Source organism: Jidongwangia harbinensis (assembly GCF_020216025.1).
In the GTDB taxonomy this organism is placed as follows: Bacteria; Actinomycetota; Actinomycetes; order Mycobacteriales; family Micromonosporaceae; genus Actinoplanes; species Actinoplanes harbinensis.
The window spans coordinates 234,243-246,515 of record NZ_JAIWNC010000006.1 but is presented as its reverse complement, the minus strand read 5'-3'; the positions used below and the strand labels follow the sequence as shown (position 1 = coordinate 246,515).

The 12,273-nt window shown below is 68.7% G+C and carries 3 protein-coding genes; all 3 read right to left on the bottom strand.

Features of this window, described 5'->3' with window-relative positions; all coding sequences use genetic code 11:
- Nucleotides 1–2: 2 nt before the first annotated feature.
- Nucleotides 3–1,679 (bottom strand): RICIN domain-containing protein, encoded by a 1,677-nt coding sequence (locus tag LDL48_RS11425; RefSeq protein WP_225255023.1) that lies wholly within the window; start codon nt 1,677–1,679, stop codon nt 3–5.
- A 114-nt stretch (nt 1,680–1,793) separates the two neighbouring features.
- On the bottom strand, nt 1,794–2,210 hold the full coding sequence (locus LDL48_RS11420; RefSeq protein WP_225255022.1) for a hypothetical protein: 417 nt from the start codon (nt 2,208–2,210) through the stop codon (nt 1,794–1,796).
- A 42-nt stretch (nt 2,211–2,252) separates the two neighbouring features.
- Nucleotides 2,253–12,218 carry an RHS repeat-associated core domain-containing protein gene (locus LDL48_RS11415; RefSeq protein WP_225255021.1) on the bottom strand — a complete coding sequence of 3,322 codons (9,966 nt, stop codon included), beginning with the start codon at nt 12,216–12,218 and terminating at the stop codon, nt 2,253–2,255.
- Nucleotides 12,219–12,273 lie beyond the last annotated feature (55 nt).

Here is a 12,273-nt window from a genome sequence, read left to right as displayed (position 1 = left end):
GGTCAGTCCTGCGGCGGGCGCGGAAGAGCGTGCTCGGTGAAGGCCCCGCCCTCCGACTGTGCCCGGCCGGCCGCAGCACGCGCAGCGGAGGCAGAGCGCTCCATCCGGTAGAGGAACGGCGCGTTGTTCTCGTCGATGACGAGGTACGCCCACGTCGGCCCGTTGGACCGGTTGTAGGCGAAGACCGTCGGGTCGCTCTTCACCGCCCGCGGGTGGGCGAGAACCCAGGAGCCGAAGACGTCGACCTCGTCAACCTTCTCCCCCACCCAGTACACGAGGTTGTCGGTACCGCGGGCCACGATCGACACGGCGCCGGACACCGGGTCCTGTACCGCGGCCGGCGGTCCGGCCGCGACGAAGTCGCCGAGCTGCGCCCACTCCGCGTCGAACGTGCCGTCGGCCTTCTCGGCCTTGGTGAAGACCAGTCCGTCGGCACTGCGCACCACCACCCGGGCGCGGAACCCGGGCAGGACCGTGGCGGCGATCCGCCCGGTGAACTGCTCGGAGCCCAGGCTGACCCAGTCGGACAGCGCGCCACCGACGTAGGTCGCCGTCTGCACCGCGCCGCTGGTGTCCAGAGCGAACAGCCGCAGCCCCTCGCGGGTCGTCACCACGGACGGCTCACCCGTCAGGTTCGCACCACCGACCAGCCGCCACTCGCCGTACGGCATGTTCCGGCCGTCCTGCGGCAGGTGCCACATGGCACCGTTCACCACGGCGAACGTGACGAGCCTGCCGTCCGGGAGCTTCCCCACCGCAGGCTGCTGCGCGCCCGCGCCGCCGACGTCCTGCCCGGCGCCGAACGCCGATTGACCGGCGGTCGTCTGCGTGGTCAGCCAGAGGTCACCCTCCTTGGTGTTGCGCACCCCGGTCTGCACCCGCCCGTCCGCCTGCACACCGATCTGCGGATGCCCGGCGAAGGTCTCCCCGTCCGGGACCGCAGCCCACTGCAAGCCCGCGACGTCGTCCGGCTGCTGCTGATACCCCCGGACCATCCGGCCACGAACGTCGATCCACGCGTAGACCAACGGCCCGAACGCACCGCCCGTCTGTGCACCACCCTGCACACCGGCGATCGTCGTCTGCGGCACGATCGCCAGGGGTGTCGGGTCCGGTGCGGCTGCCGGCGGGAAGTAGAACTGGTCATTGAGGACCGCATTCGTGGTCCCGCAGGTGAAGATCACCAGCGGTGCCTCGTTCTGTATGCCGCCACCCTTGATGGCGAGGCACTTGCCGCTGTCGGCCGAGACGATCCGGAACGTCGGCCGGCCCGGCACCGGCACGAACCGCCAGAGATTCTGCTTCGCGGTGTCCACACAGCCGTACTGGATGATCGGCGTGTTGTCCACCTTCAACGCCTGACTGACGTGCATGCATCTCCGCGACGAGTTCGACACGAAGATGTGGTAGTCGCCCGCAGTGCCGATGGGCCGCACCCGCCACTTGTCGTTGGGAGCCGCATCGACGCAGGTGTACTGGAAGATCGGTACGCCGTTCTCCTGCCGGTCGTGGTCGACGTTGAGGCACAGCCTGCTGTGTGCCGCCTTGATCTGAACGCCGGACGCCGGAGTGATCGCGGCCGTCGCGGTCTGCGGTACCCCGAGAGCCACCGCAGCCAACGTCAGCGTCACCACCGTCGAAATTCGCCGGACGCTCAGCCCTGCATGCCATCTAGTCATGCTCCCCCTTCAGGTCTCCAAGCACAGCGATCGCCCCTTATCCGAGTAGCCTTTTCAGGCGAACCATCCCACGGGCACCCGGCCGGGACGCCCGCCCCTCCGATCGACGCGCAGTCAGCCTTCTTCTACCGTTCCGTCGCGCGTTCGGAGGAATGTATCCGCAGCTCGCTCCAACGCGATGACAATTTCCGCAGTCGCCACAGTCCGGCGCTCGCGCAATTCACTGTTCGGCAGGTTCAACGTGTCAAGGTCCTCGAGCCTCTTCCACACCTCATAGACATCCCGCGTCTGTTCCATCGGGACCTCTCGGAGCAGCGCCAGCTTCCTGTCATCCCAGCCAGCGCTGGCCGCATTTTTGAGGTACCAGATATCGTATTGTGCCTCTTCCCTGACGAACCGTCCGACTGCTACCCGGACCTCGAAGCCGAGAAAGTCGCAAGAGAGCAACTTGATGGCGATGTTGACCTCGGGATACGGCGTGGGAGTCTGCAAATCGATTGGAGCCTCCCATTCATCCGGGATGTCATCCAATCTCTCCCACCCTGGCGGCCTGTTCACGAATCACTCCACCGTTCAGCCATGCTGTTCGAAGAACCAGTCCTGGGCCGCCCTCGGAGTATTCGGCACGTCCTTGACTCCGCCCGCACGAAGCACGTTCGCACAATATGTCACGCAACTCTGAGACCGCAGGCTGTATGCGGGGTAGGTCCCCCTCGCCGTCTTTTCCATCATCACCTCAGAATACGCCATAGCCGCATCGGCGTTAGGTAGCTTAATTTTAATATTGAACGTCGTCGCCGGGTCCAGCTTCGTCGAATCGAAGGTTTCGACGCCGGCTTTAGGATTCGCCACACTTCCGAATTGGTGCGTAGACATAACCTCACCGGAGTCGCTGCGAACGGTGATCAGCGCGTGTTTATTCGCAGGATCGCTGTAGTCCAGGTGCACGGTGGCCTCGCCACCGCAGTTGTGTACGAGTACCGGCGTCTTGCCAGCCACCACATAGTACGTGTGGAGGCCGTCCACAGTGAGGTTGTGGACGCGCTGCCGGGCCGTCCATCGCTTGACCGCCTCGACCTTGACGTACGTTCCTGCGCCGGTCTGCAGCATCGAGCGGGATGCCAACTCGGCCGCATCGACCCACTCGCGTAGATCCGGCGCCCAGAACGGGTGGCCCTCGGTCGCCGTGATCGTCTCGGTCCGGTCGCCCTTCGCGCCGTCCACGTCGACGGTCAGCTCGACCATCTTCTTCTCGCCCACGCCGACGATCAGCGCGGTGACCGCCCTCTTCTCCGTCTTGCCGGTGGTCGGATCGGTGGCCAGCACCACGTCGCCGACCTTCACGTCCTCGATCTTCTTCGTCGTACCGTCGGCCATCAGGACCGCGGTCGCCGGCGCGAAGCTGTTCGGGCAGCCTGCCGAAGCGACCCGGCCCGAGCCGGCCGCCTCAACCGCGTCCCGGCCCGCCGACGTGGAACCGCGGTTCGCCAGCGCCCGGCCCGCGATTCCGCCGACCTGCCCGCTGCCGAATGACCGGAACGAGCTGGCCGCGGACGCCCCGCCCATGCTGATCGCCTTGCTCAGCCCGCCGCCGACCAGGCCGCGGACCGCGCCGCCGATGGCCGCGCCGCCGACCGACGACAGTGGACCGAGAATCGCGCCGATCGTGCCGCCCAGCACCGCGTTGGCGGCCATCTCCTTCCAGCCCTTGCCGCCCTCGACCAGGTCCGTCACGAACGAGCCGACCGCACCACCGGCCGCCGCGCACGCGACCGCGCCGACGCCGGTCACCCCGATCAGCGCGCCACAACCGATGCCCACCACCGCGCCGGCGATACCGCCGATGATCTGCGCCTTGTGGTCGACCACCCAGTCGCCGGCCTGTTGCAGACCGTCGGCCACCGCCCCACCGGCCGCGATCGCCTTCTTGTACAAGACGTTCGCCGCGCTGTTCATGTCCTGCACGACCGAGTTGAAGGTCTGTACCAGTTTCGCCGGCAGGGCCGCGGAGACCGTCAGCTTCAGCGACGCCAGGCCCGCCACGACCGCGCGGCCGATGCGCTTGAGCGAGACGTGCTTCACGGCATGCTTGACCGCCGCCTTGGCCTTGTCCCGCACCTTCACCGCGGCGCGATGGATCTCGGCCGCCTTGCGCTGGGCGTAGTCCCTCGCCTGTCGCAGAGTCGGCGCGATGTAGCGGTCATAGCCAGATCGGATCGCCCGCGTGGTGTTCTTCCAGACCGACTTCGCCTTGTTCACCGCGCTGGTATAGACGCGCTTGATCCCGTGATACGCCGCCCGCGCATGCTGGCCGATCCAGGAGCCCACCGCGCGCACCTTCGACACACCGTAGTGGTAGCCCCGACTGACCTGGTGCGCGACGTAGTTGTAGCCCTGGCTCACCTTGCCAGCGACGTAGTTGTAGCCCTGGCTGAACTTGGCCTTGGCTTTCCGGCACAGGCTGCAGGACGGCCAGTTCCCGGTCGGGTCGTTGAACGACATCGGGTCGCCGGCGCCGTACGTGTACTTGTTCGCCAGGATCGAGTCGCCGCTGCTGTACTCGACGGTGTCACGGGACATGAAACCGCCGGTGCCGGGCTCGTACCAGCGGGCGCCCATGTTGACCTGGCCGGTGTCCGGGTCGGTCCAGTCACCCTGGTAACCGACGTTGGACTGCTCTCCGGCCTGCGCGACTCGCTGGCCGTACGGGTCGAACGCGGTGGAGCCGGCCAACCCGGTGAGCGTGCTGTCTGCGTCGAACGCGGCGATCACGTCGTCGTGCTCGTCGGAGACGGTGATCCGGGTGCCGTCCGTGGCGTCCTCGACGGCGAGCAGTTCGCCGTCCGGGCCGCGGGCGTACGACTCGGTGCCGTCGTTCACCGGGTCCGGCTCGAAGCCGGCGTACTGGAAGGTGCGCCCGCCGCGGTTGAGCACCCGGTTCAGGCCGTCGTAGAGGTAGCTCTGCCCCTCGGCGCTGACCATCCGGTCGAACGCGTCGAACGAGTAGGTCTCGGTGAGCCCGGAACTGGTACGGCTCGCCATGGTGCCGCGCGGCGTGTAGGCGTACGTGTAGTCGCCGTCGCTGAGCAGGCGGTTGCGTTCGTCGTAGGTGGCTGTCTTGGGCCCGGCCCGGGTGCGGTTGCCGGAGTCGTCCCAGGCGTACTCCACCGTGCCGGAGGCCGACGTCCACGAGGTGAGCCGGCCCGCGTCGTCGTACCCGTAGGTGTTGGTGCCGGCGCCCGCGGTGCCGGCGGTGTCCTTGCCGATCAGGTGGTCGTCCGCGTTGTACCGGTAGGCAATCTTGGTGACCTCGGTGCCGGCGTTGTTCTTGAGTACGTCGGTGGCGAGCCGGCCGAAGTCGTCGTAGGTGAACCCGCGGACCCGGCCGACGCCGTAGTCGACCTTCTCCAGCAGTCCGGCGTTGTTGTATCCGAGCGTCTGGGTGACGCCGGACGCCGCGTCCTTCATGGTGTGGATCCGGCCGTACTTGTAGCCGAACGCGGCCGTGCCGACCGCATCGGTCCGCGTCAGCACCTGGCTGTCGTCGTCGTAGCCGAAGCTGGACGTGCCGGACTGCCCGGCCGCGCGCAGCAGGTTGCCCCGGTCGTCGTACTCGAAGGTGTTCGAGCCACCGCCCCCGCTGACCACGGTGACCCGGTTGTCCAGGTCGTAGGTGATCCCGCGGTTCACGGTCACACCGGCGCCGGTCCCGGTCTCGCCGATCATCCGGTTCGCCGCGTCGTACTGGCGGGTCCGGGTGACGCCGCCCGGCGCGGTGAGCCGCTCGGCGTTGCCGTTCAGGTCGTAGCCGACCGACCAGGTGCGGTCGCCGGCCGCCGGATGCGCCTTGGTGGACGGCTCGATCACCGTCTCCGGCAGACCCAGGCTGTTGACCCCGTAGTAGGTGGAGAGCTGCCGCCCGTCGGTGTAGCGGGTGCGGTTGCCCGCCGCGTCGTAACCGAACGAGGTGGTGATCGAGGCGGTGGCGCTCTTCGGTTCCACCTGCTTGACCAGGCGGTCCAGTGCGTCGTACTCGAACGACACGGTCTTGTCGAGCGGGTTGACCCGGCTCGTGACGTTGCCGTTGTCGTCGTAGGTGAACTTCTCCCGCCGCAGTTCGGTGCCGTCCGGCCGCAGGTCGATCTCCGCGGTGACCTGCCCGAAGCCGTCGTAGTCGCGGCGGGTGGTGCGGCCCGCGCCGTCGGAGTCCCGGACCAGGTTGCCGAAGCCGTCGTAGCCGTACCGGCTCGTCACCCCGGCCGGATCGGTCCGGGTGAGCAGGTCACCGACCTTGTCGTAGGTCATCGTGGTGGGCAGGTCGCCCGGCGACCGGGTCTCTACCACGTTGCCGGAGTCGTCGTACTTCATCGTGGTGGTGTAGGTGTCGGCGACCGGCTTGCGTTCGAACGTCGTGAGCGTCACCTGGCGGTCGAGGTCGTCGTAGGTCGCCTCGGTCCGGACGCCAGTGGGGCTGACCGTGGACAGCACCATGCCGCTGCGCGTGTAGGTGTACCGGGTGACCGCACGCTCGTCGTTGGTGGCGCCCGGCAGGTCCCTCGCGACCACCCGGTTCAGCCGGTCGTAGGTGTACCGGCTGACGTTGCCGCGGGCGTCGGTGGTCTCCACCACGTTGCTGAGAGCGTCGTAGGACGTCTTGGTGATCGGCGACGCCCCGGCGCCGGGGCTGCCGGCCGGCGTGTACAGCGGTCCGGTCACCTCGACGACGCGGCCCAGCCGGTCGTATCTGGTCCGGGCCACGTTGCCCAGCGCGTCGCGGATCGCCACGGCCTCGCCGAACGCGTTGTACCCGGTGGTCACGGTCGGGTTCACCAGAGCGGCCGGCTGGCCGTCGCGTTCGGCGTTCACCCGCGGCGCGACGGAATGCGTCCGGTCGCCGTTCTCGTCGTACCGGAAGGTGGTGGTGAACGCGGCCTTGTCGGCGCCCGCCGCGTTGCCGCGCGGCTCGGTGGTGGCCAGCACCAAACCCCGCTGATCGTACGTGTACGACGTGCTGCGGGTCCGGTTGCCGTTGATCACCTGGTCCTGTTCCAGCTGACCCTTGCTGTTGTAGACACTGGCGGTCTGCAGCCGTGCGTTCGTCTCGACGAACCACGGCACGTTGATCGCCTGGCCGACCTGCGCGGTGCCCTTGACGTTGCCGAGGCTGTCGTAGGTGAACAGCGTGGTCCGGGCCACCCCGTCCGGGTCGTACGTAGTGCGTTCGGCGCGGCCGAGCGGGTCGAACGTGTTCGTCACGACCTCGCGGCCGTTGCTCTCGGCCTGCCGGGTCAGGTTGCCCGCGGCGTCGTACTGGTTCTCCTGCACCACGTAGTCGCGGGTGGTGCCGTCCGGGTTGTGGAAGTTCTTCAGCACGATCTTCTCGAGCAGATCGTCGTCGAAGTAGGTGTACTCCAGCCGGCGGCCCATCGAGTCGACCTGCACCGCCATCCGGCCGCCCAGGTCGTACGCGTAGGAGTTCAGCACGACGTACCCGAGCTTCTCGTCCTGGGGTTTGCCCCCGTCCGGGTCGCCGTTCCAGTCGTAGAGGCGGACCTCGGCCACGTCGTTGCGGGCGGTGTAGGCGTACCCGTAGTGGTTGCCGTTGCCGTCCACCACCGAGGTGCGGTTGCCGAACTGGTCCCAGCCCTCGGTCTGCTCGTCGCCCTCGGGGTTGACCGTGCGGGTCGGCCGGTTGAACTCGTCGTACTCGATGGTGGTGACGCGTTCCGGCTCGTTCGGGTCGAGCGCGTCCCGGACCACGGTCTTCACCACGTTGCCGTCGACGTCGTAGGTGTTCGTGGTGACGGCCTGGTGTTTCGTGCCGTCGACCGCGTTGGTGGTCACCGGGCCGGTGGTGGTGAGGACGCGGCCCATGTCGTCGTACGTGTAGGTGGTGACCACGCCGTCCGGGTAGGTGTCGGACTTCTCCCGGTCCTGGATCCGCCGGCCGAGCGCGTCGTACGTCGACTCGGTCACCAGCCCGGACGGCGTCGTGACCATGGTCAGATCGCCGGCCCAGCTGTACTGGAACCGGGTGACCCGCTTCTCCGTGTCACTCACCAGAAGCGGCAGTCCGGACGGCGGATAGTCGCGTTCCGGGAACGAGAACTCGGTGCCGTCCGTGTACTCCGTCTTGGTCACGGCGCCGTCCGGACCGGTCTCGGTGTACACCTCGCCGGCGCCGGTGTACGCCGTCGTGGTCCGGAACCGGTTGTCCGTCTCGCTCGACGACCGCGCATCGCGCACCTCGACCGGCAGATCGTTCGTCGGGCTCAGACCGGCGACGGGCGTGGTGTGACTGGTGTACGAGGTCTGGCAGTTGCCGGGCGTCCGGCAGGTGGTGCGGGACCGGACGTTGCCCCGGGCGTCGAACTTCATGGTGATCCGGTCACCGTTCTCGGTGACGATCAGATCCTGGTTGCCGTTGGCGTCGTAGCCGAAGGACCGGACCACCATGCCGGCCAGTTCTTCCTCGACGAAGACCGGGCCGCCGGCGTTACCCGGGATGGTGGTGCAGAAGTGCGGTTCGTTCGGGTCCGGGGCGTGGCACTCCTCGGTCGGCGGCGGCGTCGACGGCGAGGGCGTCGGCGGGCGGTCCTCCGGCCGGGTGCTGATGCCCAGCGGCGATCCGGACCGCAGCAGCCGGTCGGTGAGCCCGTCGTACTCGTAGAGGTAGGGCCGGTCCGCCGGGTCCAGCACCTGCACGGTGCGGCGCAGGTCATCGTCGCCGCCGGAAACCGTCGGCAAGCCGATCTTCCAGGTGCCGCCGTTGCCGTCGGTGTACTCCTTGACCCGGTCGGCCGAGGTGTCGTACACCGCCTCCGACGCGATCTTGCCGCTCGGCAGGGTGACGACGGCCAGCTGGTCGGCCTTGTGCTTGCCCATCTGCCAGTGGGTGGCGACGCTGCGGTCGTTGAGCGCGTGACCGTACACCGCGGCCTCGTCCAGCATGCCGCCGAAGGTGCGCTTCGCGTTCGTACCCCAGGCCGGCCAGGCGGTGGGCGTGGTGGCCCATCCCGCACCCGCCTGATTGAACGTGAGCAGGGCCTGGTCGAGTACGCCGTCGCTGACCGGCTTGCTGTCCACCTTGGCGCCGTCGAGGTAGAGCGTCTGCACGTCCGCCGCGACGGAGAGGACGGCGTGGTGCCACTTGTTGTCCCGCAGGTCGCCCGGCGCCACGATCGGATCGGGCGTGGCGGTCGTGTTCTTGAACTGGCCGCGCAGGATTCCGTCGATGCCCACGTAGAGCAGCGGTACGCCGATTCCGGGCGTGCTGTCGACGGGCTTGTCCTGGTAGCCGATGAGCGGGCCACCGCTCTGCACCGAGTCGACCTTGAACCACACCTCGACCGCGGTGTCCCGGCTCCGCTTGACGATGCCCTTGGGCAGCTCGATCACCGAGGAGGAACCGTTGAACAGCGCGGCGGTGTTGTCCGTGCCGGCCAGCGCACCGGCCTGCTCGTACGTGACGTTGCGCGCCACGCCGGCGTCCTTGCCGAGGTTGGTGAGCACCTCGCTGCCGGCGCCGTCGGCACCCGTCGGCTCGCCGAACCGCCAGTAGGAGTCCGGATTGCTGTCCAGCACGGCGCTTCGGTAATGCGATCCGTCGGTGTAGGAGTAGCTGGTGCACGACACGTTGCCCGGCGAACAGACCTTGGTGAGCCGGTCGCCGTCGTAGGCGTACGTCCAGGTCAGCGAACGACCGCCGACCGGATCGGTGGACACGCTGGTGATGTGCGTCCCGGCGGGGTTCCAGCCGAACGTCAGGGCGCGTCCCGGCTTGGTGCTCAACCGGTTGTACTTCGACTGGATCCGGGTCAGCAGTCCGTTGTTGCCGTACCCGAATTCGATCGAGCGGCTGGACTTGTCGACGATCTTGTGAATCCGGCCGCGGCCACCGCCCGCGAACTGGTACGTGGTTCCGGCCCGGTCCTTGAGCACGTAGACGCCGTTCGCCGTGTCCAGGGTCAACTCGGCAGACCGGCCGGGAGGGGCCGCCCAGGTGTTGTCGGCGTTGCGGCCGAATCGGACCTGCTGGCCGTCCGCATACGTCACCAGCAGGTTGCCGGAACCGTCCTGGTCCAGTTCGGCGCGCATGTCCAGCTGCGACATCCAGCCGGTGCCGAACGCCAGGTCGGTACGCGGGTCCAGGCTGTTGTAGGTCCGCGTGATCTTCAACGGCGGCCCGACGGTGGCGATGTTGGCGTCCACCGCGCCGGTGGTCACGTTGCCGAGGTCGGGCTCGAAGTCGCGTTCCTGGTCGCCGAACGGCGTGTTCGCCAGCCGGGACGTGATCTCGGGTTGCGGGGCCGAGGTGACCAGCCGGGAGTACCCCGTGACGACCTCGTCCGCGTTGTCCTTGATGTACGCGCGCCACAGGTACGGCTTGCTCCAGAGCAGTTTCCCGGCCGGGATCGTGAAATAGTGCTTGGCCTGGTACGCCGTGGTGGTGCAGCCGGTGGGCTTGCCGTCCGTGCCGACCGCGCAGTACTCGAACTTGTACTGCAGCGTCGACTTCGGCGGCGCGTCCAGGTCCACGGCCTGCGCCCACAGCTGCGGGCTCAGCGTCGGCGACTGGTAGTCGTTCGGCGGGAACAGGTCGCGGACCGTGGGCTCGATGTTCTGCACCCGCAGCGCGATCCGGGCCGGCGGCACCATCTCGTCGGTGAAGACCAGGTTTCCGTTGGCCATGCTGAAGTCGATCAGGTATTCGCCGATGGGCAGCGCCCGGATCGTGGCGTCGAGCGTCACCGAACGGGTGCGGGGCAGGTTCGCCGGCAGGTTGGCGGCGACGTACTGGCCCACCTTGGCGTTGGTGCGGGCGTTGTAGACCCGGTAGATCAGGCGGTAGCTGCTCGCCGTCCAGTCCCGGGCGCTGGTGTTGGTGACGGTCACCTTGACCTTGCCGTCCTGGTTCTGCAGGACGGCCGGCTTCGGGGTGGGCGACGGCACGGCGTACTTGGCGTTGTACGGCGTGTGGGTGACGTACAGCTTCGGCGGGTTCTTCTCGATCGCCGGGCCGGCGATGGTCTTCCACGAGCTGTCGTCGGAGACCGGGGCCCGCAGCGAGAGACCGTGGTTGGGCTTCTTCCCGCTGACCCAGGACTGGACCAGGTCCCGGCCCTTGCTGCCGAGGTTGAGCACGGTGCCGGTGACCGGGCAGGCCGAGCGGGACTGACCGAGTTCGAAGAAGCCCTGCGCGAACGAGGAACTGGTGAGAGCCGACCCGACGTCGGGGCCGGGGAACTTGAGGTTCGTCGCCCCGCTCGTCCAGGACTCGTTCACCGGGTGCACGCTGAGCTTGCGCGGCTTGCAGGACGGCGCCTCGTAGGCGGCGAAGCTGAGCTGCGCGCTGAAGACGGTGTGGTGGGCGAGCCGGGAGACCAGGTCCGGGAACCGGATGTAGGACGCCGCCCGGTTGCCGTTGCGCCGGCCGACCAGCAGCGTCTCGCCGCCGCCCCGCGAGGAGTCCTCCTGCACCACCAGGCTTTCGGTGGCCGCGCCCTCGGCGAGGACCGGCGGGTCGATGCGGACCGGGAATGTCCGGTCGGCCCGCTGGAGCCAGCCGGGGTCCGCCGAGACCTGGAGTGCGGGCGTCCCGGCGTGGCTGATCAGCTGGTACGAGACGTCGTGCGACACCTCGCCGTTCGCGTCCACCATGAATCCGGCGGGAATGGTGGCGCGCCGGACGCCGGCCGGATCGGTGAGGACGACCTGGCGGCCCTCCATCGCCGCGGTGAGGCCGGTGAGCCGGAGCGGGAACACGAACGACCGCCGCGCGTCGGCGGAGCCCAGCACCAGGTTCTCCTTGACGCCGCCCGGCTGGGCCTGGAGTTCCACGTCGACGCCCGGCCAGACCTGCCGGTAGGCGACGGTGTCGCCGGACACCGCACCGGTCACGCCGCGGGCATCCGCCGCGCCGTAGGCCAGCACTCCGCCGCCGGGGAGCGTGGCCCGGACCAGTTCGTCGGCGTCCGCGCGCCCGGCCAGGCGCAGGTCCACCGAGTCCGCGCTGCGCCGCCATCCGGACGCGGCGTCGCCGGTCAACGCGGAGTCGATCGGCGCCCAGGTGCCGTCGGGCTTGCGGAAGTTGAGTGCGCCGGTGGAGAACTCGGTGGTCTGCGTGCCGTCGGCGTTGTCGTACACCCGCTGGTGTTCGGTCCGGGCCGCGGGCACCTCGCGGCTGGTCCGTTCGTCGAAGCCGGCGGCCTTCGCCGGGGGCGCGTCGACCAGCTCGGCGGAGTTGGCCGGCCGCGTCGGCACCTTGACCGCCGGGTACTTCGTGCGCTGCGACGGCGGCCGGTACCGGTTGCGCGGTCCGTCGACCACCGGGTCCAGGCCGGCGGCATTGCCCCAGCGCTGCTTCGGGGCCGGCTTGGCCTTGTGCGGCCGTTCCGCGGTGACCGGGCGGGGGTCCGCCTGCACCGCGGTCGTGCCCTGTTGAGCGGTGCAGGCGCCGAGCAGGAGTGTCAGTCCGAGCGCGACAGTCGTGTGTAGACGGTGGCCGCCGCCGGTGGCCCGTGTGCCGTTTCGCCGCATGTTTCGTCCCCCATGAACGGACCGCCGGCCCATCGATTAGCCAACCCTGCGTAGC